The sequence below is a fragment of the Acinetobacter venetianus RAG-1 = CIP 110063 genome (assembly GCF_000368585.1).
Classification (GTDB): domain Bacteria; phylum Pseudomonadota; class Gammaproteobacteria; order Pseudomonadales; family Moraxellaceae; genus Acinetobacter; species Acinetobacter venetianus.
The window spans coordinates 1,521,017-1,545,485 of the sequence record NZ_KB849558.1 but is presented as its reverse complement, the minus strand read 5'-3'; the positions used below and the strand labels follow the sequence as shown (position 1 = coordinate 1,545,485).

21 protein-coding genes and 1 tRNA gene are annotated in these 24,469 nt (G+C 39.0%); 15 read left to right on the top strand and 7 right to left on the bottom strand.

All coding sequences use genetic code 11. The features are described from left to right. Positions 1–34: 34 nt before the first annotated feature. Entirely contained in the window at positions 35–580 is a 546-nt protein-coding gene (locus tag F959_RS12865; RefSeq protein ID WP_004880836.1) for a hypothetical protein, read from the bottom strand. 387 nt (positions 581–967) lie between these two features. Between F959_RS12865 and ubiH the strand changes: the two genes are divergently transcribed. The 3 genes from ubiH (at position 968) to F959_RS12850 (ending at position 3,830) form a co-directional block, all read left to right on the top strand. Continuing rightward, positions 968–2,179, top strand: a complete 1,212-nt coding sequence (ubiH, locus tag F959_RS12860) for a 2-octaprenyl-6-methoxyphenyl hydroxylase (RefSeq protein WP_004880835.1) — start codon at positions 968–970, stop codon at positions 2,177–2,179. Beyond that, positions 2,176–3,408 (top strand): FAD-dependent monooxygenase, encoded by a 1,233-nt coding sequence (locus F959_RS12855; protein ID WP_004880833.1) that lies wholly within the window; start codon positions 2,176–2,178, stop codon positions 3,406–3,408. Before ubiH ends, F959_RS12855 begins: the two co-directional genes overlap by 4 nt. 173 nt (positions 3,409–3,581) lie before the next feature. Further along, positions 3,582–3,830, top strand: coding sequence for a hypothetical protein (locus F959_RS12850; RefSeq protein WP_004880831.1), 249 nt, complete (start codon positions 3,582–3,584; stop codon positions 3,828–3,830). 32 nt (positions 3,831–3,862) lie between these two features. Here the strand turns inward: F959_RS12850 and F959_RS12845 are convergent, their stop codons facing one another. Beyond that, a complete protein-coding gene (locus F959_RS12845; protein WP_004880828.1) occupies positions 3,863–4,312 on the bottom strand; it encodes a MerR family transcriptional regulator in 450 nt (149 codons plus the stop codon). A 61-nt stretch (positions 4,313–4,373) separates the two neighbouring features. Between F959_RS12845 and F959_RS12840 the strand changes: the two genes are divergently transcribed. Continuing rightward, complete coding sequence (locus tag F959_RS12840; protein ID WP_017196954.1) at positions 4,374–5,015, top strand: cation efflux transmembrane domain-containing protein; 642 nt, start codon at positions 4,374–4,376, stop codon at positions 5,013–5,015. A gap of 410 nt (positions 5,016–5,425) precedes the next feature. On the opposite strand, the gene rsmI is transcribed toward F959_RS12840, so the two are convergent. Then, a complete protein-coding gene (gene rsmI / locus F959_RS12830) occupies positions 5,426–6,268 on the bottom strand; it encodes a 16S rRNA (cytidine(1402)-2'-O)-methyltransferase (protein WP_004880821.1) in 843 nt (280 codons plus the stop codon). Between the two features lie 16 nt (positions 6,269–6,284). Here rsmI and F959_RS12825 point away from each other — a divergent pair, with 16 nt between their 5' ends. The 4 genes from F959_RS12825 to F959_RS12810 are packed head-to-tail and all read left to right on the top strand — an operon-like array spanning position 6,285 to position 9,294. Beyond that, positions 6,285–7,226: a penicillin-binding protein activator gene (locus tag F959_RS12825; RefSeq protein ID WP_004880817.1), complete on the top strand. Its 942-nt coding sequence runs from the start codon at positions 6,285–6,287 to the stop codon at positions 7,224–7,226. A 6-nt stretch (positions 7,227–7,232) separates the two neighbouring features. After that, entirely contained in the window at positions 7,233–7,649 is a 417-nt protein-coding gene (locus F959_RS12820; RefSeq protein ID WP_004880815.1) for a YraN family protein, read from the top strand. Positions 7,650–7,707: 58 nt separating this feature from the next. Next, on the top strand, positions 7,708–8,418 hold the full coding sequence (locus F959_RS12815) for a BON domain-containing protein (RefSeq protein ID WP_004880814.1): 711 nt from the start codon (positions 7,708–7,710) through the stop codon (positions 8,416–8,418). Between the two features lie 3 nt (positions 8,419–8,421). Next, positions 8,422–9,294: an alpha/beta hydrolase gene (locus F959_RS12810; protein ID WP_004880812.1), complete on the top strand. Its 873-nt coding sequence runs from the start codon at positions 8,422–8,424 to the stop codon at positions 9,292–9,294. 20 nt (positions 9,295–9,314) lie between these two features. Here F959_RS12810 and nudC read toward each other — a convergent pair whose 3' ends face one another. From nudC to dnaQ, 3 genes are all read right to left on the bottom strand, one after another. Beyond that, positions 9,315–10,067 carry an NAD(+) diphosphatase gene (gene nudC, locus F959_RS12805; protein WP_004880810.1) on the bottom strand — a complete coding sequence of 251 codons (753 nt, stop codon included), beginning with the start codon at positions 10,065–10,067 and terminating at the stop codon, positions 9,315–9,317. After that, positions 10,067–11,713 (bottom strand): hypothetical protein, encoded by a 1,647-nt coding sequence (locus F959_RS12800; RefSeq protein ID WP_004880808.1) that lies wholly within the window; start codon positions 11,711–11,713, stop codon positions 10,067–10,069. Before F959_RS12800 ends, nudC begins: the two co-directional genes overlap by 1 nt. A 127-nt stretch (positions 11,714–11,840) precedes the next feature. Continuing rightward, the gene (gene dnaQ / locus F959_RS12795) at positions 11,841–13,196 is read right to left on the bottom strand and encodes a DNA polymerase III subunit epsilon (protein WP_004880804.1); all 1,356 of its coding nucleotides are present in this window, start codon (positions 13,194–13,196) and stop codon (positions 11,841–11,843) included. 284 nt (positions 13,197–13,480) lie between these two features. On the opposite strand from dnaQ, the gene F959_RS12790 reads away from it, so the two are divergent. From F959_RS12790 to F959_RS12760, 7 genes are all read left to right on the top strand, one after another. Beyond that, complete coding sequence (locus F959_RS12790; RefSeq protein WP_004880803.1) at positions 13,481–16,717, top strand: LysM peptidoglycan-binding domain-containing protein; 3,237 nt, start codon at positions 13,481–13,483, stop codon at positions 16,715–16,717. Between the two features lie 7 nt (positions 16,718–16,724). Further along, complete coding sequence (locus F959_RS12785; RefSeq protein ID WP_004880802.1) at positions 16,725–18,566, top strand: extracellular solute-binding protein; 1,842 nt, start codon at positions 16,725–16,727, stop codon at positions 18,564–18,566. A 64-nt stretch (positions 18,567–18,630) separates the two neighbouring features. Next, positions 18,631–19,701 (top strand): microcin C ABC transporter permease YejB, encoded by a 1,071-nt coding sequence (gene yejB / locus F959_RS12780; RefSeq protein ID WP_004880800.1) that lies wholly within the window; start codon positions 18,631–18,633, stop codon positions 19,699–19,701. Next, positions 19,701–20,711 (top strand): ABC transporter permease, encoded by a 1,011-nt coding sequence (locus F959_RS12775; RefSeq protein WP_004880798.1) that lies wholly within the window; start codon positions 19,701–19,703, stop codon positions 20,709–20,711. Before yejB ends, F959_RS12775 begins: the two co-directional genes overlap by 1 nt. Continuing rightward, positions 20,689–22,272 carry a dipeptide ABC transporter ATP-binding protein gene (locus F959_RS12770; protein WP_004880796.1) on the top strand — a complete coding sequence of 528 codons (1,584 nt, stop codon included), beginning with the start codon at positions 20,689–20,691 and terminating at the stop codon, positions 22,270–22,272. Before F959_RS12775 ends, F959_RS12770 begins: the two co-directional genes overlap by 23 nt. A gap of 111 nt (positions 22,273–22,383) precedes the next feature. Next, positions 22,384–23,628 carry an NADH:flavin oxidoreductase/NADH oxidase family protein gene (locus F959_RS12765; protein ID WP_004880795.1) on the top strand — a complete coding sequence of 415 codons (1,245 nt, stop codon included), beginning with the start codon at positions 22,384–22,386 and terminating at the stop codon, positions 23,626–23,628. Positions 23,629–23,776: 148 nt separating this feature from the next. Continuing rightward, on the top strand, positions 23,777–24,325 hold the full coding sequence (locus F959_RS12760; protein ID WP_004880793.1) for a DUF2726 domain-containing protein: 549 nt from the start codon (positions 23,777–23,779) through the stop codon (positions 24,323–24,325). A gap of 64 nt (positions 24,326–24,389) precedes the next feature. Here the strand turns inward: F959_RS12760 and F959_RS12755 are convergent. Continuing rightward, positions 24,390–24,465 (bottom strand) — tRNA-Glu (locus F959_RS12755). Between the last annotated feature and the right edge of the window lie 4 nt (positions 24,466–24,469).

The window sequence follows — 24,469 nt, the reverse complement described above, 5'->3', positions numbered from 1 at the left end:
AACTGTTGGCTAATCCTGTCTAATAAAATAGACCTTACTTATTGTGGGAAGTATTTTTTAATTCTTCACTGTTTTTACAAGGGCGTGCAGTGAAATCTGGCAGACCTTTGTTTTGGAAAATTTCATTTTCTGTAAAGGGGTATATGTGAACATTAAATTTAATATCTTCGGGTCCTTTACTTATTTTTCCATGAGGGCATAAAATATATATTTTTCCTGCATCTGCTTTGAAAGGAGGAACTGGAGTATAGACATTCCAAGCTTCAAACCCTCTGTATGTATCTAAAAAACTACCTATAATTAGTGAATGTACCGTTAAATTTATTTCTTCAGGGTTTACACTGATTAACTGATTACTTCCAAAAAAAGATTGATTTTTAGACACTTTTTGATCATTAACTTCGTATATTGTTGCGCTACCAGCCTTAAAATAATGGCCAGCTCCTATCCAGTCGATATAAATCATAGCTATTTCATTTTTTGGCTTAATTTCACCACTATACATTTTTGTAGGTTTTAAATGAGTTGAGCTACAGCCTACAATTGAAATTGATATGATTAAAAAAAATAAAAATCGCATGTTATTCCCCTTTATGAAAGTAAATTATATTCTTTTTTTGTTTGATTTTTAAAAATCTATCTATAGTCATTAGAAAAATAGGAAACACACATAGATTAGCTATAACGATAGTAATAATCGCTAAATGCTTAACATAAGTGGGTATTGAAGGGTTTTTCATTGAAGTTATTATGTGTTATTAATTTATATAGTAAAATTTATTTTGACGTAAAAAACAGAAAGTTTTGATTTATGAGAAAAATCACCAAATGTTATGGGTGGTTGAATATTTTTCCAAGAACTTTTAAAAACATAGACCAAACAAAGTACAAATTCCAATCCTGATTTGAGTTAGAGTAAGATAGTCCCGAAACATCAAGTCATGAAAAACTGATAAGGAATAATATTATGCAGCAACAAGTCATCATTGTCGGTGGAGGTATGGTTGGACTCAGCCTTGCTCTAATGTTGGCAAAATCTAATATCGTAGTAAAGCTATTAGAAGCTGTGAAATATCCGAATTACGATGACGAAAACGTTGCGCCTTATCATTCTAGCTTTGATGCGCGTAATACCGCATTGTCACGCCGTAGTGTACAGATTTACCAAAAATTAGGCTTGTGGGATGCTTTACAGCAACATGCGACCCCAATTTTACAAGTGCATATCACAGAGCAGGGTAGCTTTGGTAAAGCACGACTTGTCGCAGAGCAAGAAAAAGTTGAAAGCTTTGGTCAAGTGATTGAAAATGCTTGGCTTGGTCGTGTTTTGCTCACTCAAGTTCGCCAACAACCGCTGATTGAGTTGATTGATGGCGTACAAGTCACCTCATTGACACAAGATGATGATGCTGTACACATTGAAGCCATGCGTAATGGTGAATATATCCATTCCTTAAGATCCAAGTTGGTGATTGCTGCCGATGGTCGTGATTCATTCTGTCGCCAAGCGATTGGTGTCGGTGTGGATGAGCATGATTATGACCAAGTCGCCATCGTCACTACTGTACAAACCTCTAAACCCCATCAGCACGTTGGTTTTGAGCGCTTTAGTGCGTTGGGACCGTTAGCACTGTTGCCGTTGCCGGGTGAATACCGCCGTTCAGTGGTGTGGCCTGTGAAAAAAGGCACTGAAGCCGAGTGGTTAGGTGAAGAAAATGATCAACATTTCCTTGATGCTTTACAGGAAACTTATGGAGATCGTGCAGGAAAGTTTGAAAAAACAGGCAAGCGCTTTAGCTATCCATTGTCTCAAGTTTTAGCAGATAAGCAGGCGGTTGGACGTGTGGTACTGATGGGTAATGCAGCACATACCATTCACCCAGTTGCGGGGCAAGGCTTCAATTTATGCTTACGTGATGCAGATGTATTGGTGCGTTATTTGATGGAGCAATTGGCGAAATCAGATGATATTGGCAACCCAGATAATTTACTCGCTTATGAACAAGCACGTTTAACTGATCAACAACGTGTGATTAAGTTCTGTGATTCTGTGGTACGTGGTTTTAGTAATCAGAATCCAATTCTAAAATTATTACGAAATACTGGGTTGATTGCATTTGATGTGATCCCTGGAATTAAGCCTTTGGTTGCCAATTATGCGATGGGACTAAAAGCATGAGTGAAATGTTAGATGTTGTGATCGTTGGTGGTGGCTTGGTCGGTGGTCTAACGGCATTACTGCTTGCTCAGGGTGGCGTTCAAGCGACAGTATTGGATGCTGCGCCTGTGTTAGATCAAGAGAAAACTTTAGCTGTGATGAATCCGCGTGTATTGGCACTGAGTCAGGCGACCATTCATTTATTGAAAACAGTTGATGTCTGGAATGATTTAGCCCGCCAAATACCCTATTCAGGTATGCAAGTCTGGAACAAGAATGGTTATGGTGAAATCAATTTTGGCCATGCCTCAGAACAGCAACCTCAATCAGATCAGGCTCTAGGTTCAATGGTCGAGCCAAGTGTTTTGAATGTAGCGATTCAGCAAAAAATGCTGCAACAACTTAAAGACTATCGCACCCAAGTCAAAGTCATTCGGATCGAACAGATTCCACAAGGTTGGTCGATTCAACTTGCTGATGGCACAATTATTAAAACCAAGTTATTGATCGGTGCGGATGGCGCAAACTCATTTGTACGTGAGCAGGCTTATATTGATCTCGATGTGTTGGACTATAAACAAGCTGCGATCAGTTGCGCGATTAAAACGTCAAAACCAAATCAATATGTCGCTCGTCAAATTTTCCTCCCTACAGGCCCATTGGCGTATTTACCAATGGCGAGTCTAGATGCACAGGAAAATGGCTATTGGCAGTCGATTGTCTGGACTTTACCTGATGATTATGCTGATGAGTATTCAGCACTAACTGATCAAGATTTTATGCGATTGCTCACTCAGGAAAGCTTACAAATGTTAGGTGAAGTTGTTGATGTTCGCTCTAGAGCGCAATTTCCACTTAAAGCACGCGCGGCGCAACGCTATATTAAATTAGGCTTGGCATTGATTGGTGATGCTGCACATGTGATTCATCCTTTAGCTGGACAGGGTGTGAATATTGGTTGTCTTGATGCTGCTGTGTTATGTGATGTGTTACTGCACGATTTACAACGTGGAGTGTGGGCTAACGAGCAAACTTTGTTGCGTTATGAGCATCAGCGTAAAGGTCAAAATGATGCGATGATGCACAGTATGTCGGCGATTGGTTGGTTGGAAAGCTCGGAATTATTTCCATTTGTATGGGCAAGAAATTTTGGCTTAAAACAGGTTGAACAGTTCGATTGGTTTAAAGATCGTTTTATGCAACAGGCGAATGGCTTAGGTGCATTGAAGCAGACACGTTACGCTTGCTAAAAAATAGTAGATATTTTTTAAACAATCATTTATAAATCAGAGTGAATTTGGTCGTAAAAAATACGATTTAACAAACATTATGCTTTGCGAAATGAGAAGAGCTTGCTAAATTTCACCAAGTTCTGATGACCAAATAGCGATGATGAGAATTTAGTCATTGTGGGGAGAGTAATATGACGGAAATGAATGATTACGACGAAAATACAGAAGATTCTGCTGTAGACGACGAAGAGGCGAAAGCAGCCGAAAGTGGTGCAGATAATGAAGAATCTAGTGCAAATGATGCTGATCTTGCTGAAGCTGAGACATTAACCGTGACTGCAAAGCAAAAACAACGTCAAGCTTTAGAAGATGAAGTGGCTGCATTTCTTGCGCGCGGTGGACGCATTACCGAAGTGCCACCAGATGAACATCAAGATTAAGCCAAATGTCGAATAAAGACATCAAAAAAGCATCACGATTGTGGTGCTTTTTTTTGCTGATGTGATTCATGTTCACATTCATGTGGTTGATGTAATTCTTTGAGAATGCCACATTGCTCAATCGTTCTGTGTTGAGAACATTGCTGTTTAAGATGAGTTAGGTCTTGCTGTAGATGTTGAAGATTTTGAATTTTTTGAGCAACGTCTTTGAGATATTGATCAACAAGTTGATCGACTTCAATACAGGTTTGACTTGGGTTTTCTGCTAAATCTTTGAGCTTTTGAATATCCTGTAAAGTAATGCCCAATTCACGACAATGTTTTAGAAATAATAATTCTGAAAGCATTTGCTCGGAATAATAACGATAATTTCCTTCTGTTCGCTTTGCCTTTTCTAATAATCCAATTTTTTCATAATATCGAATGGTATCAACAGAAACGCCTGATTTTTTAGCGAGTTGCCCAATTGTAAAATTAATCATACTTGACTCTGGAGTTACTCAAGGGTTTTTAATGACTATAAAAGATAATGTGAGAAAAGTCATGGCGGGATGCGGATGTAATACAACGACTGCACCAACACAAAAGATTAGTCCAAAATTTAGAAAGGCATTGTGGATTGCTTTGGTTCTTAATGCAGCAATGTTCTTTGTGGAAATGATCGGGGGATCTCATGCACGGTCAGTATCCTTATGGGCAGATGCACTCGATTTTGCTGGGGATGCAGCCAACTATGCTATTTCTTTGGCTGTTTTGTCGATGACGCTGTATTGGAGAGCAACAGCAGCTTTGCTAAAAGGAATTACCATGACCGCATTTGGTGTGTTTGTGATTGCAAAAGTGATCTGGTCATGGTGGTTAGGTTTAACACCTGAACCGATGTTGATGGGAGCTATTGGAGTTCTTGCATTGATTGTAAATGTCAGCGTGGCATTGTTGCTTTATGCTTTCCGTGATGGTGATTCAAACATGCGTTCGGTGTGGCTATGCAGTCGTAATGATGCGATTGCGAATATTGCAGTCATTATTGCTGCCGTTGGCGTGTTTGGTACTGGAACAATGTTCCCTGATTTATTGGTTGCTTTTATTATTGCTTATTTGGGTGTTTCTTCAGGTTTGAGTGTGATTAAACAGGCGAGAGCTGAAAGAAAAATTGATCAAAGTAAGCTTGTGTCAAAAGCTTAGCAACGTTGAAAAAATTACTGGAGTCTCCGTGCGATATGATTTAGGTAGTATTCAATATCAATTTTTCTATAACCCAATAACTGACCGATTCTGCGTTCGATTGTGGGTTGAAAACCTTTTTGTAGTAAAGACTGCTCTAGTATCGATAGCAATTCATTAAGATGAGATTTTGGAGCATTCTTATAAATTAAACGAAGCGTTATAGTTTGATTAACATGCTGTATAGGAAAAGTCTTAGTATTTTTTTTAAATTGCCTGAAGTTAAATGGAATAAGAGCTTATCTGGGACTTCCTCATAAAAAAGGGCAATAGGCTTTTCACTCGAAAGTAGTAACTCAAGTTCTCTACCTTCGTGTGGGCCTAAGGTTGGAGGAAACTCTATTGCCATTTAAAGAGTCTCTTATGGTGTTTTAATTATCGTTTTGCGTTAATTCCAAAGCACGCTGATACGCCACTTTCTTTTTAATACCTGTCAAATCAGCAGCCAATTGCGACGCAGCTTTTACTGATAAATCTTGCAATAAGCGTTTTAACAATTCATCCAACTTATCTTGCTCCAAGTCTTTTTCAGCAGATGCACCACCAACCACAACTACAATTTCACCTTTTTCTTGATTGTGATCATTTTCAATAAAAGTTACTAACTCTTTTAGCGTCATTTTTTTGATGGTTTCAAAGGTCTTTGTGATTTCACGAGCAAAACCAACAGGACGGTCTTCACCAAAGACTTGAACCATATCTTGAATACAAGCCAAGATACGATGCGGTGCTTCGTAGAAAATCAACGTTTGAGTTTCATCTTTTAATTTTTCAAGTTGGCCAATACGTTGAGATGCTTTAGATGGTAAAAAGCCTTCAAAGCTAAAACGATCACTTGGTAAACCTACAGCACTTAACGCAGCAATTGCAGCACATGCGCCTGGTACAGGAATCACTCGAATCCCATGTTGTTGTGCTGCGCGAACTAACTTAAAACCGGGATCGCTGATAAGCGGTGTACCCGCATCACTAATTAATGCAACATTTTCACCATTTAGCATTTTTTGGAGAAGTTGATCAATTTTGTTACTTTCGTTGTGATCATGACACGCTGTTAACGGAGTTGAGATATTATAGTGCTTAAATAATTGAGCAGACTGACGAGTGTCTTCTGCGGCAACTACCGAAACCGACTTTAAAATATCAATTGCACGAAAGGTCATGTCATCTAAGTGCCCAATCGGGGTTGCTACAACAAATAATTGAGCACTCATATAAGGTAACTCCATAATGTACTTGAAAAAATATTGGTTGCTACTGTGTTTAGCAGCATCTATCAGTCCAGCTTATGCGGACGTCTTGGTGATTCTACCCGAATCTGGTGCAATGGCGCGAGCTGGTGACAGCATCAAACGTGGTTTCTTGAGCGCTTATACAGCATCTGGTAGCAAAGAAAAGCTGATTTTTGTTGATTCCACAACCAATAGTATGGATAGCATTATCAAGAAAAAAACAAACAATAAGACAAAATTAATTGTTGGACCATTGGCTAGACCGCATATTGAACAAATGATGGAATTGAGTCCTAAAGTTCCTGTTTTGGCGCTCAATGATGTTAACAAAGAAGCTAATCATATGTGGCAATTTAGTTTAGCCAAACAGGATGATGCGGCTACGCTCAATCGATTGCTCAAGAAAGATAAAATTAAGAAATTATATGTTTTACGTCAGTCTGGTTTAGAGTCTGCAACTGAACTTTTTATGATGGCATTGATGACAGAGTTCGGTGATGGTATTGAGTTTATCAATGAACAACCTAAAAAATTATCTAGAAAAGAAGGTTTGCTGCTATTAGGCAATCACAATTGGATAGAGCAGTTAGGGCAATTACCCGAGCGAAATATTTACGCGACCCCGATTAGCATTGAACAAGGACGGTCAATCCCGTTAGGTTTGAGTTTTTGCGATACGCCAGCGTTGTATAATGGACAATGGGCCGATTTGATCGAGGCATATAAAGAGCAACCAGAAAATATGGCATTCCAGCGCCTACTGGCATTTGGTGGAGATGCGTGGACGATTACGGAACAATTCCTTAATCATTCAGATGATGAGCATTTTTCATTTTCAGGTCGCACAGGGCTAATAGAAATCAACAATACTAAAATACGCCGTCAGCCAGCATGTTATCAACAGCAGAAAAATGGTATTCAGACTCTCAAACTAAGTTAAAACCTCATGCAGAAAAAGAAAAACGAGCTAGGGCAATGGGCGGAACAATGTGCCCTGACTTTTTTACAAACACATCAATGTGAATATATAAGTCGAAATTATCATTCCCGATATGGTGAAATTGACTTAATTGTAAAACGACAAAATGAACTGATCTTTGTTGAGGTAAAGGCAAGGTCAGCAGGAAGTTATGCAGCGGCATGCGAGGTGATAACGTCTTCTCAGAGACGTAAAATCATAAAAACAGCACAACTCTTTTTACAAGAAAACCCTGATTATTATGATTTTGATTGCCGTTTTGATGTGATTTGTTTTGATTTTCCACAGAAAATTGCAAAAACAGTACAACCAGACTTTTCAAAATTGAAGTATGATCAGCAATGGATTGAACATGCGTTTACTTTAGATGAAGTCAATATCTGAACTTTTTTAAGATAAATGCCCAAGATTGAACAAGTTTGTAGATAGGGAGTCTTGCCAAGTGTTGAAACGTTTAACGATTACGTTACTTTGCGCTGCAAGTTTATCGGGATGTGCGAGTTTTATTTCAGGTGGTACAGGGACTTCTCCTGTGGGAACCAACAGCGGAGAGCGTAGTTTAGGGCAGGTTTTTATTGACTCTTCGATTAAGCGTACTGCGAACATTAATTTGTATAAATTAGATCATCGTTTTAAACAATCTCGAATCAATATCGAAAGTTTCCATAGCAATGTGTTGCTGACAGGTCAGGTGCCTGATCCGTACTTAAAACAGTTAGCTGAAGATAACGTTCGTGCGATGAGTGATGTCAAAGCAGTCCATAACTACATCACTGTTGGCGACAAAGTTGGCTATAACACGATTATGCAAGATGCAACAGTGACTGCGAATACCCGCGGTTTGTTGATGAAAGCACCCGTTGTTTCTGATAGTAAAGTGCTTGTTCATACTGAAAATGGCGTGCTTTATGTGATGGGTCGTCTAAATACTGCTGAAATAAGAGATTTAGATGATGTCTTACAAAAAGTTGGTAATGTGAGTAAAATTGTTACACTGATTGATAACATTGATCAGTCTTCTGGAACTATGGCGAGTTCGACAGCTGCAACACCTATGGTGGGAACTGCATCGACACAACCTTTAGTTGAGACTCCAGTTGCGATTGATCCTGATCAGGCTGAACCTGCGACTATTACTCCGACCACACCTTAATTTATGAAGCAACTTATTCAACAAGTACAAGAAAATGTTATACGGGCGAAAAATTTCTATCAGGAATTTCGCCTGTATGATTTAGCAAGTTATTCAATCAATTATCTGACACCCAAAGATACTTATGAAAAGGAAGAGCATCTTGCATATGGATTAAAAGCAAGAAATCGTCTTGATCTTTATCGTACTAAGAACCCGAAGAAGCAAAGACCACTGATTATTTTTGTACATGGTGGTTCATGGCAACATGGCAATAAAAGAGACTATTTGTTTATTGGGGAGTCATTCGCTCGTGAAGGCTTTGATGTTGCTGTCATTAATTATCAACTTGCACCAGAAAATATTTTTCCTGCATTCATTGATGATTTATCCCAAGCGATACATTATTTAAATCAAAATCAGAAAAAGCTTAATATTTCGACTGAGAATATTATCTTGATGGGGCATTCGGCAGGTGCTTTTAATGTCATGTCGGTTGTGTATTCAGCAAAATCTCAGCCATTTAAATATACAGATAATATTAAGGCAATCGTTGGCTTAGCTGGGCCTTATCACTTTGATTATAAAGATGATCCACTTTCTGAACATGCATTTGATCAACACATTCCTTATCAGCAAGTGATGCCATATTATTTTGTAAATCCGAATAAGATTAAGCATTATTTATTAATGGCTGAAAATGATCAGTTGGTGGGTAATCACAATAGTTTTGATCTTGATAAAGCATTAAGAGAAAAGGGTAATCATAGTCATGTCATGGTGATTCCAAAAACAGGACATATCACTATTGTTGCGACCTTGGCGAGTTTTGTAAGTCACTACTTTAAAACGAAGCGCACTATTCTGCATTTTTTAGAAGAAGCATTAGAAGATTAGATTAAAAAAAAGCATCTTATTTAAGATGCTTTTTTATTTTCTACCATTTGCGTAATCATGGCATGTGCGATACTGCCTTTGAATGGAATTTCTGGTAATTGATCAATTTTAAAGAATTGTGCATCGCTAATTTCTTCAAGTTGCAATTCAATATCTCCAGATTCATATTCAGCATGAAAGGCGATCATTAAATTGCTTGGAAAAGGCCAAGGTTGGCTTGATAGATAGCGAACATTTTTGAGTTTTAATCCAACCTCTTCGAATGCTTCGCGTTGCACTGCTTCTTCTAAAGTTTCACCTACTTCTACAAATCCAGCAATTAAGCCGTACATATTGCTTTTGTTGTGTGCAGACTTAGCCAGCAAGATTTCATCATCGCCTTTGGTAATGATCGTAATAATGCAAGGCTGTACACGCGGATATTGATGATATGCACAAGCAGGGCAGATCATGGCATATTCACGCGGGTGGATTTCAGTAGCATGACCACAATGGCTACAGAATTTATGATTGCGGCGCCATTCAAGTAATTGAATGGCTCGGCTCGCTTGTAAAAACTCTGTATTTGACCATGTTTGAATCAGTTCGCGGATGGGTACGAGTTGATACCCATCAGGAATGATTTCATCTTCTAGCAAATCACGAGCAATCACTTGATCGCTATGATGTATAGGAAGGTCACTTGCTATTTTTTCGACTTGTGGTAGTTGAAATTTTTCGTCTACTAACAGTTTTTGATGTTGAAAAATATAAGCAAGTGATAGTTGAGTCATTATGCCGCTACGCTTTGTAATTGTTGACTGTTTGATAATGCCACATCAAACATAGATTGCAATACTGGTTGCTTGTTCTTCAAGTTATCAACGAGTAAATCTAAGCCAGCAACAACATTTAGCATACAATTGATTTGCTCAGCATCGAATCCTTCATTTTGTGAAAGACGGTATTGAGCAAAATGTGCAGCACCTAATAATGCAGTCTGTTGGGCAGAACTACCTAAGAATAACGCAGCACCAGCCAATTGATTAAAATATTCTGGCAGTGCTTCTAAGCTATGCGCTGCTGGATCTTGAACGTATAAACTGAGAGTTTGGGTTAATGTTTCAATCAACGTCTTCGTTTCAGTTAATAGTGCTTTATGTGCTTCATCTAGTCGATCTAGAGAAATCTGCATATTATTTACACGTAGCTGTAAACGGCTAGAGGTGTAGTTGCGCTCTAAAATACCAATAGAGTTCATTGAAGCAAGAATACTATTCATCAATTGTTGAACAGAGGTTGCATCAGTAAGCGTATTTGGCTGACTTAACTTTTCTGCTTGTTGAGTGAGTTCATTCGCTGCTTCATTCAGGTTGAGCACTTTGAACACATTTGAAAGCTGCTTGAGCTTTTCTTGTAATTCCTGTGTTTTCTCCGCTGACATGTTTTGGTGATTGTATTCAATTTCATTACGAATTTGAGCCATTTCATTGGTCATTAGCTGGCTAATTGTATGAATAGTTTCGTAATCAGGACCATATAGATGGCGACTCAAAACTTGTAGTTGCGTATCGCTTAATAATTCATCGCCGATATTCAACTGTTCACGAATATGTTGTGATAAATCATCTTCTTGGCTGATACAAATACTTAGAATGTCTGCAAGATCAACAAGGTTACTTTGGAATGCCGTAGGCTGAGCCAAGAATTGACCAATATTGGTTTCAATTTTAATTAAAGTGCGCAGACGTGCTTCAGTAATTAATAAATCTTCAATATGACCTAGACCAACGCTGACAAGTTGCCAATATTGTTGGCTAGGTAAATCAGCCGCCAGACCTGCCATGTACACTGCAACCAGTTTAATACCTTGTAAATCTAAAGGTGATTCAGCTTGTTTGATCAACTTATTCAAACATAGTTTGTAGAGTTGGTGAATGTATTGTGATTGCTCAAGGCTTGGAGCTTGAGGCAGATTGAAGTTCGGTGTGATGCAGTCCAGTAATGGTTGGATGCTTTGACCTTCTTGTGTAATTGGTTTGCCCAAGGCTTTTTCTAAGCGGTTCAGCGTATCGAGTAAGAATTGTGGAACTTTAACTTCACGGAGACAAATAAACTCAATGTAACGCTTTAACATTGTTGTGCCTTCACTTAAAGCAACAACATCACCTGTATTAATTTGCTCTGGTTGAGCCATGATTTTTCTCATGAGCTCAGCTGAGTATTGGGTAATTTGCGAGAGATGTGGCATATCAATCAATGCAAGAACTTGTGTACATTGCTCGAATTGATTGAGTGCATCATCAATACCAAAAGGGAGGGCTTGTTCTTCGGCAAGCGTATTAACTGCTGTCTCTACTAATTTAATCGAGTTGTCGATCTCATTTTTTATTATTAGTAATGCCGTTGGGTCGAAGTGAATCGAGGTTTGGTAAGACATGTGACCTACACCTTCCTAAGTTGTTATATCCATGAGCCGCCTAATTAGAGGAGGCTTAAATCTTTAATAGTTAATATAACGTAAGTTTTAAAACTTGAGATACAAAAAAACACATGGATTGGGAAATTTATTTTGCAAAAAAGCAAGGCTTTCCATGTTTTTCTTCGAATTGTTTGACCCACGTCTCATGTTGGTTGATTTCATCGTCATTCGGATAAATCACTGGTAAATCGACTTCGATTCTTTGGCGTGAGGTTTTGTTTTGACCTTCCTCTGATTCAGACAGTGCGTCCATATCAAAAGAAACCTGCCCACCTGTCATTGCAAGGTAAACATCTGCCAAAATTTCAGCATCGAGTAACGCACCATGGAAAGTACGATCTCGTGCAGGAATCTCATAACGACGCACCAGCGCATCTAATGAGTTTTTCTGTCCGGGGTGTTTGTTTTTTGCAAGGGCTAGGGTATCAGTAACGTCACAGACATCTGACAGTAAAGGCAGACCTACACGTTTAAACTCCATGTCTAAGAAGTTCATATCGAAAGTTGCGTTGTGTGCAATGATTTCAGCGCCTTTTAAATATGCGAAAAGTGTATCTGCGATTTCAGCATATTTGGGTTTATCAACTAGAAATTCATCTGTAATACCGTGGACATCGACAGAATCGCCAACAGGTTTTTCTGGGTTGATATAGATATGGATCGAGCTACCTGTTAGTTTGCGATTGATCATCTCAATCGCACCAACTTCAATGATTCGATCACTATCTTGATAATAAAAACCAGTGGTTTCGGTATCTAGAATTAGTTGGCGAGGACCCTGCAGATTAAGTTTTGCTTCAGTTATCACCACATGAGGGTGTGATTTGCTCGCTGATATTTCTTTTTCGGTTATTTCTTCTGACACATCATCATTGGATTCTTCAGCGATCACGTCTTCTAGCTCTTCCTCGATTTCTTCAGATTCAGTTCTCATATCCAGACCAAAAGGATCATTGAGTAACCAGTCTGATTCAGGCTTTTTTGTATCAGCGTTAGCCTGTGTTGTCATTTTCATTTGTTGAGCCGTTTGTTCAGCACCTTGATTTGCCAGTTGGTCAGCCATTTCATTGCCCGCATGACCAGCGTGACCTTTGATCCAATTCCATTCAATATTTCGATTGGCACAAACTGCATCTAGTTTTTGCCATAAGTCTGGGTTTTTAACATCTTTCCAGTTTTTCTTTTTCCAACCATGAATCCATTCAGTAATCCCTTGTTTCACATAGTTGGAGTCAGTCCAAATAATCAGATGAGCATCTGTTGGACAAAATGAAACACCCTCGATTGCCGCAGTGAGTTCCATACGATTGTTGGTTGTCTCAGGTTCACCACCACAAATTTTATGTTCACCCTGTTCGGTAATGATATACGCACCCCAACCACCTAATCCGGGATTGCCTTTACATGCGCCATCAACATAAAGTGTGATTGTTTGAGACATAAATGAACCTAAAAAATGAATTTGAATTGTGTTACAAGAATAAGGGCGATCGAATAAAAGCAAAGTTTTATTTGAGTGTACTCGTTTAAAAGTGTAGCACTCCCTTATGACAACTTGTATTGTAAAGCTAAATTCGGTTTATGAGCGTTACAAAACTCATATTTTTAAATTTCTTGTAACATTTCCATGCAAATCACGTTAAATTATTGCCTTGTCTAAGTGACATGCTTTACTACAATGGCAAATCGAAGAAATAAACTAGCGTGAGTTGACTGGAAGTTTTTATGTATAAATCGACCACATTGGTGTGGCAAGCATCGGCTACATCATTTTTTAAAATTACTGTACTTACTTCTGCTTTAGCTGCGCTAGGAATTACGACGGGCTGTTCATCGACGCCACAATCATCAAAGACCTCATCTTCAAAGCAAGTGGGTTCTGGATTCTTAGATGCAAACAGTTTAGATTCGCTTGAAGATTTACTCTCTGCAACAGATATGCGTGCTGTAGAGGGAGATCGTTTATTGGTCCTTAAACATGGTGATGTATGGAAACGCATGACCGTTGGGTTTAAGATGGACTTGAATCACTGGGACTCTCGTATCGAAGCACAACGTGGTTGGTTTATTTCTCGTCAACCTTATCTAGATCGTTTAAGCGCACGTGCCAGCCGTTATTTATATCACACTGTAAAAGAAGCTGAGCGCCGTGGTATGCCAACTGAATTGGCATTACTCCCTGTTATTGAAAGTTCTTACGACCCAGCGGCAACCAGTAGCGCCGCTGCGGCAGGTTTATGGCAGTTTATTCCTAGTACAGGCCGTATTTATGGCTTACAACAAACAAGCTTGTATGATGGTCGCCGTGATGTTGTAGAGTCAACTCGTGCCGCTTATGAATTCTTAGGTAGTCTATATAATCAATTTGGTTCGTGGGAGCTTGCACTTGCAGCATACAATGCAGGTCCCGGACGTATCCAACAAGCGATTAACCGTAACAAAGCAGCAGGTCTGCCAACAGATTATTGGTCACTTCGTTTACCGCAAGAAACTATGAACTATGTGCCTCGTTTCTTGGCTGTAGCGCAAATTATCAAAAATCCAAGTGCTTATGGGGTAGCCTTACCGCCAATTGCGAATAGACCACACTTTCGTGAAATTAATCTGTCTGCACCTTTATCGCTTAACCAAATTGCTTCTATAACAGGTTTGAGCCGTGCAGAGTTGTATGCATTGAACCCTGCTTATCGTGGTGAGATGGTTGATCCAACAAGCCCAATGCGTATCTTGATTCCAGCAGATTTAAGTCCATCAATTGACGCTAAGTTGCGTTCAGGAAAAGCTAGCTCTGGTAGTTTCTTAGCCAGCAACAATAACCCGCCAGCGCTGAACAATAATGTCAGTACATCGACAACGATTCGAACAACGACAAGCTCTAGTTCAGGTCAAACAATTACGCCATCAACCAAAACGCCACCTAATTTAACAGCGAGTACATCTCGACCTGCGACAACGACGTCAAATAGTCGAATCACGACACCAAAAGGTTCGGATGCCTTAGCTTCATTTGCAGCGGCGGCTAATGTACCAAGTGCACCGCGGATTCCTGTTGCGATTACTCCTGCGCCAAATGTACAACCTGTAAAGGTTGAACCACCGATTTCGAGTAAAGAGCGTGAGCAGATTATTGCAGCCGTAAAAGAAGAGGGTAAAAAGGAAACTGTTGCTCAAGTTTTAGAACCACAAGCAACTCAAGCTGAGAAAGACCAAGTTGTTGCTGAAATTAAAGCGATTGCGCCGAAAGGAACTGAAATTGTTGATCCATTTGATGGCAAAATTAAGTTAACAGCGATTCAAACAAGCCAATCTGTTGCTGATGAAAAAGGTCAAGAAGTTACCAAAGGCTTCGCTTATCCTAAGAATTTAGTAGAAGATACTACTACAGCAAACAGTGATGACGCTAAGCGAAATCAGGGTAAACCGTATATTAAAACGGATACCGATGTCGTTGTCGTTGCGCCGAAGGGTAAACGTTCAACTTACGTTGTTCTGCCAGGAGATACATTGGCGGTTATTGCACAAAAAAATGGTGTGAACTGGCGTGACATTGCAAAGTGGAACCAAATTGATCCAACAGGCACTTTATTTGTAGGAACAAGTTTATATCTCTATGATGCAAAACCACAGCCTGAGACTGCTAAAATTGCTGAAAAACCAGAAAGCTATGTGGTGCAGTCTGGAGACAGTTTGACGACGTTAGCATCCCGTTTTGATTTAAGCCTAAAACAGCTAGCAGACTACAATAACCTCTCTGTTACAGATGGCTTATTTGTAGGTCAAAAGCTTACTTTGAAAGAGCCTAAAGGTGGTTCACAACAATCTGTACGCAATACAGACAGTAAAGTGACGAATAAAGTTGCAACTAAAACGTATACGGTGAAGCGTGGAGAATACTTAAAACTAATTGCAGATCGATATGCATTGTCTAATCAAGAACTGGCTGATCTCACCCCTAATCTAAGTGCGACAAGCAGCCTATTAGTTGGGCAAAAAATTAATGTGCCTGTAAATGAAGTCAATCAAAGTGATGATGTTTCAGACACCAAAACCTCAGTAAAATATGACAACGTTACGGCTTCTACCAGCTTTAAAACAGAAAGCTATACGGTACAACGTGGTGATACATTAACAAGTATTGCAGCACAGTCAAAAATTACTTTAGATGAGTTAGCAGATTTAAATAATATCAAGGTGAACAGTGGTTTGCGCTTTGGACAAAGCTTGAAAATCCCTGCAACAGTTAAAACTCCTGAAACTTACGTCGTTCAATCAGGTGATAGCCTGATCGCGATTGCAAATAAATACGATCTACAGTTAAGCGATTTGGCCGATCTGAATGGTTTAGAACGAAATTCTGGTGTTCGTATTGGACAGCGTTTGAAATTGACGGGTGATGCGCCAGCAAAAACAGCATCAAATAGCAAATCAAATCAGAAAGAGGAAAGTGCTCCAGATATTTATACCGTAAAGTCTGGTGATACCCTGAGCAATATTGCAAGCCGTTATTATTTACAACTTGATTATGTTGCTGCTTTAAATGGTTTATCTCGTAATAGTAGTATTCGTGTTGGACAAAAGCTTAAATTATCAGGTGATGTACCAAGCAATGAGTCTGCTAAAGCTGATGATACGAGAAGTGTGTCGAAAACGGCTTCAAGTAAAAACACTGAGAAATACACTGTTAAGTCTGGTGAATCGCTCAATAGTATTGCGAGTCGTTTAGGTATGTCTGGTCGTGAGCTAGCAGATCTAAATGGTGTACGTCCAAACACGGGCTTACAACTGGGTCAAAGCATTGTGATTCCAAAATTAGTGACCGAATACAAAGTTAAGCGTGGTGATACTTTGATTGGTTTGGCAAGTAAATTTGGTTTAGATACGAGTGCTCTTGCTGAATTGAATGACTTTAAACCAAGTACTCAGTTACGAATTGGTGATGTGATCAAAGTACCAAACTTATAATTGATCTATGATTCGATCTATTCCCTTTAAAAAGCTTAGTCTATGTTGTGGACTAAGCTTTTTTACTCAGATTGTGTGTGCAGCTGTACAAACAACACCATATCTCGCCATGCATGTGCAGCCTAAGTATGCAAAGCTTAAGGTCATGCCCTATGCCAATCCATTTGCACCGAAAGGTGGGATATTGAGTCAGTCGAGCCTTGGTACTTTTGATAATTTGAATAGTATGAATGGCAAAGGCAGCTCGACAGAAGGAGTGAATTATTTATTTGATACTTTGATGGATCGCTCTTTAGATGAACCGAGGGTTATGTATCCATTATTAGCCGAAAAAGTGAGTTATGACCCTGATCATTTGAAATATATTATTTTCTATTTGAATCCCAAGGCACGCTTTAATAATGGTCAACCACTCACGGCTGAAGACGTAAAATTTACATTTGATACTTATCAAACCAAGGCAAATCTCGGTTTGCAAATGTATTTGTCTGATTTGGCGAGAACACAAGTATTATCTAAACATCAAGTCAAATTTATTTTTAGGTCCGACAACAATGTTGAAATGCCATTGATTGTGGCGAGCTTGCCGATCTATTCAAAACAAGATTGGATCAACAGAGATTTTAGTCGCGTGACTTTGCAGCCAATTGTGGGTTCAGGGCCTTATGTGATTGATCGAATTGATGCAGGACGAAGTATTAGTTATAAACGCAGTCCGCATTATTGGGCAAAAGATTTGGCTGTAAATAAAGGTCGCTATAATTTTGATCGACTCAAATATGTGTATTATCGAAATTTAGATGTCAGCTTTGAGGGTTTTAAGTCTCGACAATTTACCTTATACGAAGAGAAAAATATCCGTAATTGGATGACAGCTTATCATTTTCCTGGGGTGCAATCTGGTTTAATTAAAAAGTATAAAGCCCATCTTCATACGCCTTTAGATATTCAAAGTTTAGTCTTTAATACTAGGCGTGCCCCCCTAAACGACATCCATTTACGTCAGGCATTAACTTATGCCTACGACTTTGAATGGCAGAACAAGGCACTATTTTTCAATCAAAATCGTCGCTTACAAAGCTATTTTGATAATACGGATTTAGCCGCAAAAGGTCGACCAAGTGCTGCTGAGTTGAGTGTGTTAAAGCCTTATATTGCCCAACTCAATCCAATCATGCGGCAAGGTGTAGTACAGGATTGGCATTATCCTGTGTCTGATGCTAGTGGTTTTAATCGTCGAAACTTATTGACTGCACAAAAGCTTTTAAAAGATGCGGGCTATCAGATTCGAAAGAATCAGTTATATGATCGCCAAGGTAAATTGGTTCAAATTGAACTACTAATGCAGCAAGAAAATCAGCCAAGAGAGTTGATGCCATTTGTTCGTAATTTGAATCGACTTGGTATCCAAGTCAATCTAAGACAGGTAGATGTACCGCAATATATGGAGCGGATTCGTCGACATGATTTTGATATGATGGTGTTTAATATGCCTCAAACGCTTACGCCAGGTAAGGAGCAAGCACAGTTTTGGGGAAGCGTCGCGGCAGATGAAGCCAATAACTATAATTATTCAGGGATTAAAAATCCTGTGATTGATCGCATGATCGAGAAAATTGTTGCTGCAAAAAGTCGTGAAGAAGTGGTTTTATATACGCGTGTGCTCGATCGTTTATTACGTGCCGGTTACTACCAAATTTTGACTTATGGAAAGCCTGAGCGTTGGTTTGCTTATTGGAATATTTACCAGCAACCTGTGATTAAGCCAAAGTTATCCGTGGGTTGGGAATATTGGTGGGTTGACGCAGAGAAAGCCAAGAAGTTGCATCAGTCGGTTCAAAAACATTAATTAGAATGATTGTGAACAGTGTTCTAAAATTTCGATCAAATAACGTAATAAGGGATTCTCTTTAATGATGAACTATATTCTGAAAAGAATGTTATTGATGATCCCAACATTATTTTTCATTTTGTTGATCAACTTTATGATTGTTCAGGTTGCACCGGGTGGACCTGTCGAGCAAGCCATTCAGCAAATCCAGAATGCACAAGGTTTAGGTACAGATGGGAATAATAGCGCACATTTAAGTGATTTAGCGCAGTATCAAGGTACGCGTGGACTCAGTCCTGAAATGCTTGAGAAAATTAAAGTACAGTATGGATTTGATCGACCTGCACATGAACGTTTTTGGTTAATGCTTAAAGGTTATTTGAGTTTTGATTTTGGAAAGAGTTTTTTTAAAGATAAACCTGTGACGCAACTGCTCTATGAAAAACTCCCTGTTACGCTGTCTTTAGGGCTGTGGAGTACTTTTTTAATTTATTTGATTGCGATTCCACTTGGAATTAAAAAAGCCAAAAATAATGGTTTTCTGTTTGATCAATCGACGTCGTTGTTACTCGCAGTAAGTTATGCCATACCATCTTTTGTCTTTGCGATTTTACTGATTGTTTTCTTCGCAGGTGGGAGCTATTTACAGTGGTTTCCGTTACAAGGATTGGTTTCCGAAAATTTTGCTCAACTCAGTTTCTTTGCCAAAATTAAAGATTATTTATGGCATATGTGTTTGCCAATCTTAAGCATGGTTTTGGGAAGCTTTGCTGCGCGTGCTTATTTAATGAAGTATTCATTTGTTGAAGAATTAAAAAAGCCTTATGTATTAACTGCGCGATCAAAAGGGCTAAATGAACATCAAGTATTGTATGGGCATGTTTTCCGAAATGCGATTTTAATTGTGGTTGCATCCTTGCCTGAGACTTTAGTGGGGCTTTTTTTTGTCGGTAATCTGTTTATTGAAATTATTTTTAATTTAGATGGGATTGGTTTACTTGGTTTTGAGGCAATTACCCAACGGGATTATCCTGTGGTTTTTGGAACGTTGTTTATCTTTACCTTGTTTGGACTCATTTTAAGATTAATTGGAGATTTACTCTATCAATTGATTGATCCACGGATTGATTTTGAGTCAAGAGGTGGAAAGTGATGTCACCATTGATGCGAGGACGACTAAAACGTTTTAAACAGAACAAACTTGGTTTTGGCTGTTTTATTTTATTTATTGTGATTTTTGTCCTGTCACTTGCCGCTGAGCTGATTGCAAATGACAAGCCATTACTGGTGCGCTATCAACAATCTTTTTATTTTCCATTTATTCAAGATTATCCTGAAACGACCTTTGGTGGTGAGTTTGAAACCACGACAGACTATCAAGATCCTGTGGTTAAACAGCTTATCCAAGCGCAGGGGTGGATGATTTCTCCTCCAGTTGCATTTGCTTATCAAACACCAAATTTATCCTTGGCAGTGCCTGTTCCATCACCGCCGACGGCACAAAATTGGTTGGGTACGGATGATCAAGGTCGTGATGTGTTTGCGCGTATTTTGTATGGTTTACGCATTTCTCTTTTATTTGGTTTGGCTTTAACGCTGTGTTCTGCGGTATTCGGAATCATTGTAGGGGCAATTCAAGGTTATTACGGTGGTTGGGTTGATTTGATCGGTCAACGTATTTTAGAAGTTTGGGGCGGTTTACCCATGCTTTTCATTGTGATGATTTTGGTCAGTTTCTTTAGTCCAAGTGTGTATTGGTTATTTGTGATTATGCTGCTGTTTGGCTGGACTGAGTTGGTTGGATTGGTTCGTGCTGAGTTTTTACGCGCACGCCATTTGGATTATGTGCGTGCTGCACAAGCTGTAGGTTTACGTGATTATCAAATTATTTTTAAACATATCTTACCGAATGCTGTAAGTTCCAGTTTATCGCAAATTCCTTTTATGTTGACGGCTAATATTGTGGCTTTGACTGCATTGGATTTTTTGGGTTATGGCTTACCACCAGATGCAGCGTCATTGGGTGAATTATTATTACAAGGCAAAAATAATTTAGATGCGCCGTGGTTGGTGCTATCAGGATTTTTTAGCTTAGCACTGGTACTTTCTTTGTTAATTTATATCGGGGAGGCTGCACGTGATGCATTTGACCCAAGACAATAATCAGGCTGTATTGAAAGTAGAAAAACTCAGTATTTGTAATGAGTTAGGACAGCCACTCGTGAGTGATCTTAGCTTTGATCTGTTTCCTGCAAAAACACTTGCGCTTGTTGGTGAAAGTGGTTCAGGTAAATCTGTCAGTATGTTGACTTTGTTGGGACTGTTGCCTGAAACATTGAGTATCACAGGTTCTGCTCAATTTAATGGCGTTGATGTATTGCAGTTGAATAACTCAAAATTGCAACAGCTACGCGGCAAAAAAATTGCGATGATTTTCCAAGAGCCAATGACAGCACTGAATCCATTACATCAAGTTGAGAAAATTGTGGGCGAAAGCTTGATCTTAGCAGGTCAATCTAAAGCTGAAGCGCGACAAAAAGTACTGTGTTTATTGCAAGATGTTGGGATCGAAAACGCAGAACAAATTTTAAAACGCTATCCACATGAGCTGTCAGGTGGGCAACGCCAGCGTGTGATGATAGCGATGGCATTGGCTTTATCACCTGATGTTTTAATTGCTGATGAGCCGACAACTGCTTTGGATGTGATGTTGCAAGCCCAAATTCTTGATCTATTAAAGCAAATCCAACAGCAACGTCAAATGTCGATGATTTTGATTAGCCATGATTTAAATTTGGTAAAACGATATGCTGATCATGTGCTAGTTTTAAATCAAGGCCATACAGCAGAGCAGGGCACAGTTGAAGAAATTTTTACCCATCCTAAAACTGCGTATACCCGTCATTTGCTGGAGCATGATTTTGGGGATGCTCTAAGTTTAGATGTGACTGAAATGTTATTGGCTTTAAATAATGTCTCAGTAAAATATCCAATCAAACGTGGCTTGTTTAATCAAATTAAAAGGTTTCAGCTCGCTGTGGATTCTATCAACTTAGACCTTATGCAAGGAGAAGCACTCGGAATCGTAGGGGAAAGTGGATCAGGAAAATCGTCTTTGGCTTTAGCGATTGCACGATTAATCAAAAGTGAAGGTGAAATCCATTTTGAGAAGATTCAACTCAATCAATTAAACCAAAATCAATTACGTTCTATTCGAACTGACTTACAAATTGTATTTCAGGATCCTATGAGTAGTTTGAATCCAAGGATGAATCTTGAGCAGCTTATTGCGGAAGGATTAAATTTGCGTGCGATTGAGAAATCGCAGATCGCGTTAGAAATTGAACAAGTTTTAGAAAAAGTAGAATTGTCTGTTGAGGATAAACATAAATATCCACATGAACTTTCTGGTGGGCAACGACAGCGCGTTGCATTGGCTCGAGCTTTGGTTTTACAGCCTAAACTCATCATTTTAGATGAACCCACATCAGCACTTGATCGGTCGACGCAAAGGGCTATGATTCAACTGCTACGTCGGTTACAACAACAAGATAAAATGAGTTATTTGTTCATCAGTCATGACTTACAAGTCATTAAAGCGCTTTGTCAAAAAATAATGGTAATGCGGCATGGCAAAGTATTGGAATATCAAGACACGGCATTGTTATTTTCATCTCCTCAAACTGAATATACGCGCCAGCTGATTTCTGCTAGCGAATATTAGCATTGTAATTAAATTGACATATGTTATTGTCAATTTATCGGAAGATATCTTGACACCAACAATAATCAGATTAAATTAGAGTAAATACTCTAATTGTAGCAGAGGATGACCATGAGTCAGATTGCAGACAGTATCCAAATTCGCAATACCATTTTTAAAAATCGCATTATCAAAGGAGCAATGAGTGAGGCGCTCGCCAATCACGAAGGGCAGCCAAATGAATTGCATATTGGTTTGTATGAAGCTTGGGCAAAAGGTGGCTTGGGCTGTGCGATCACAGGCAATGTCATGGTGAATATTGCTGCTAAAAATGAACCTGGTGTGGTTGCGATTGAAACCGAACGTGATTTAGCTAAATTGCAACAATGGGCCGCAGTTGGTAAGAGATACGGTATGGTGCAACTTATTCAGTTGTCTCATCCAGGGCGTCAATGTCCAAAAGGGTTAAACAAAGAAACAGTTGCACCATCTGCTGTCCCTTTTAGTCCAATGCTTGCAACCATGTTTGGTACACCACGCGAACTAACACATGATGAAATCCTCGATATTATCCAACGTTTTGCAACAGCCGCAGCCGTTTGTGAAAAGGCCGGATTTGAAGGTGTCCAGTTACATGGTGCGCATGGTTATTTGATCAGCCAATTTTTGTCACCATTGACCAATAAGCGTACTGATCAATGGGGTGGTTCAATTGAAAATCGTACGCGGTTTTTATTGGAAATTTATAAATCAGTTCGTGCTGCAACCTCAGAAAACTTTATCATTTCAGTCAAATTAAACTCTGCTGATTTCCAACGTGGTGGAATCACTGAAGATGATGTGATTACAGTGTTTAAAACCATTGATGAGGCAGGGATTGATATTATCGAAATCTCTGGTGGTACGTATGAAGCACCTGCAATGGCTGGAGCAAAGGCCGAGTCACGTAAGGCAAGTACGATTGCACGAGAAGCGTATTTCCTTGAGTTCGCTGAAAAGATTCGTCAGCATGTATCATGCAAATTGATGGTGACAGGCGGCTTCCGTACTGTTGCTGGTATGAATGCCGCACTTGAAAGTGGGGCATGTGATTTCATTGGTATTGCGCGACCGCTTGCTGTTGAAACAGATTTAACTAATCGTTTAATCGCAGGCAATGATGTACGTTATGCAGTGAACCAGATTAAAACAGGAATTCCTTTTGTTGATAAAATGGCAATTATGGAAATCATTTGGTATGCGGCACAATTTAAGGCGATTGGTCAGGGCAAGAAACCAAATCCAAAATTATCACCTCTAATTGTGTTCTTAAATTATGCGAAAGGAAATATTAAAGCGGTTGTCAAAGGGCGTGTTAATTCTCGAAAATCAGCATAATATTTTAAGGACGCTTCGGCGTCCTTTTTATTTCGAATAAAAATAAAAAATCACTCATACACATATAGAATATGTTGCTGATAAAGTCGTTTGAGCTTAGAGTTTCAATAACTTCATTTACAATAATTTTTATAAGTAGGGGAAATAGATGACCATGATTATTATTTTGATTGCTGTTTTTGCAGTCATTTTATTCTTTTTAACGAATGTGAATAAGGCTAAAGGTAATAGAGGTGAGCGCAACCCAATCAAAGGTAAACGCATCATCACAATGAATGAACAACCAACTTTTTTAAGATTACGAGAAGCTTTGCCTGAGCATATTGTTTTAGCACAAGTTGCTTTTAGTGCATTTATGACAGCAAAAGGATATGCAACACGTAATTTATTTAATCGTAAAGTTGCTGATTTTGTTGTCTTAGATAAACAATTTAATGTAGTTGCGATTGTTGAACTCGATGATGCTTCACATAAAGGTAAGGAAGAAAAAGATGCTGACCGAGATGCATTAATTGCTGAGGCTGGTTATCGTGTGATCCGTTATAAAAGAACACCTGACCTAGAGCAAGTACAAAAAGATTTCGGAATTATTAAAGTTGCTGAACTCGTTGAAGCACCTTTAGTTGAACCAAAAACACATTTAGTATCAGATGCATTTATTGTTGAAACAGATACCAATGAGCAAAAAATATCTTAAATTTTATTTTGATACTCACAATAAAAAAGCCACTGTCTGAAAGATGCAGTGGCTTTTTTGAATTTGGCGTCCCTACGGGGATTCGAACCCCGGTTACCGCCGTGAAAGGGCGATGTCCTAGGCCTCTAGACGATAGGGACTTCT

What these genes read in the sequence shown, in the direction of transcription:
- F959_RS12865 (WP_004880836.1), bottom strand. Translation starts at nt 580, where the DNA reads ATGCGATTTTTATTTTTTTTAATCATATCAATTTCAATTGTAGGCTGT.
- ubiH (WP_004880835.1), top strand. Translation starts at nt 968, where the DNA reads ATGCAGCAACAAGTCATCATTGTCGGTGGAGGTATGGTTGGACTCAGC.
- F959_RS12855 (WP_004880833.1), top strand. Translation starts at nt 2,176, where the DNA reads ATGAGTGAAATGTTAGATGTTGTGATCGTTGGTGGTGGCTTGGTCGGT.
- F959_RS12850 (WP_004880831.1), top strand. Translation starts at nt 3,582, where the DNA reads ATGACGGAAATGAATGATTACGACGAAAATACAGAAGATTCTGCTGTA.
- F959_RS12845 (WP_004880828.1), bottom strand. Translation starts at nt 4,312, where the DNA reads ATGATTAATTTTACAATTGGGCAACTCGCTAAAAAATCAGGCGTTTCT.
- F959_RS12840 (WP_017196954.1), top strand. Translation starts at nt 4,374, where the DNA reads ATGGCGGGATGCGGATGTAATACAACGACTGCACCAACACAAAAGATT.
- rsmI (WP_004880821.1), bottom strand. Translation starts at nt 6,268, where the DNA reads ATGAGTGCTCAATTATTTGTTGTAGCAACCCCGATTGGGCACTTAGAT.
- F959_RS12825 (WP_004880817.1), top strand. Translation starts at nt 6,285, where the DNA reads ATGTACTTGAAAAAATATTGGTTGCTACTGTGTTTAGCAGCATCTATC.
- F959_RS12820 (WP_004880815.1), top strand. Translation starts at nt 7,233, where the DNA reads ATGCAGAAAAAGAAAAACGAGCTAGGGCAATGGGCGGAACAATGTGCC.
- F959_RS12810 (WP_004880812.1), top strand. Translation starts at nt 8,422, where the DNA reads ATGAAGCAACTTATTCAACAAGTACAAGAAAATGTTATACGGGCGAAA.
- nudC (WP_004880810.1), bottom strand. Translation starts at nt 10,067, where the DNA reads ATGACTCAACTATCACTTGCTTATATTTTTCAACATCAAAAACTGTTA.
- F959_RS12800 (WP_004880808.1), bottom strand. Translation starts at nt 11,713, where the DNA reads ATGTCTTACCAAACCTCGATTCACTTCGACCCAACGGCATTACTAATA.
- dnaQ (WP_004880804.1), bottom strand. Translation starts at nt 13,196, where the DNA reads ATGTCTCAAACAATCACACTTTATGTTGATGGCGCATGTAAAGGCAAT.
- F959_RS12790 (WP_004880803.1), top strand. Translation starts at nt 13,481, where the DNA reads ATGTATAAATCGACCACATTGGTGTGGCAAGCATCGGCTACATCATTT.
- F959_RS12785 (WP_004880802.1), top strand. Translation starts at nt 16,725, where the DNA reads ATGATTCGATCTATTCCCTTTAAAAAGCTTAGTCTATGTTGTGGACTA.
- yejB (WP_004880800.1), top strand. Translation starts at nt 18,631, where the DNA reads ATGATGAACTATATTCTGAAAAGAATGTTATTGATGATCCCAACATTA.
- F959_RS12775 (WP_004880798.1), top strand. Translation starts at nt 19,701, where the DNA reads ATGTCACCATTGATGCGAGGACGACTAAAACGTTTTAAACAGAACAAA.
- F959_RS12770 (WP_004880796.1), top strand. Translation starts at nt 20,689, where the DNA reads ATGCATTTGACCCAAGACAATAATCAGGCTGTATTGAAAGTAGAAAAA.
- F959_RS12765 (WP_004880795.1), top strand. Translation starts at nt 22,384, where the DNA reads ATGAGTCAGATTGCAGACAGTATCCAAATTCGCAATACCATTTTTAAA.
- F959_RS12760 (WP_004880793.1), top strand. Translation starts at nt 23,777, where the DNA reads ATGACCATGATTATTATTTTGATTGCTGTTTTTGCAGTCATTTTATTC.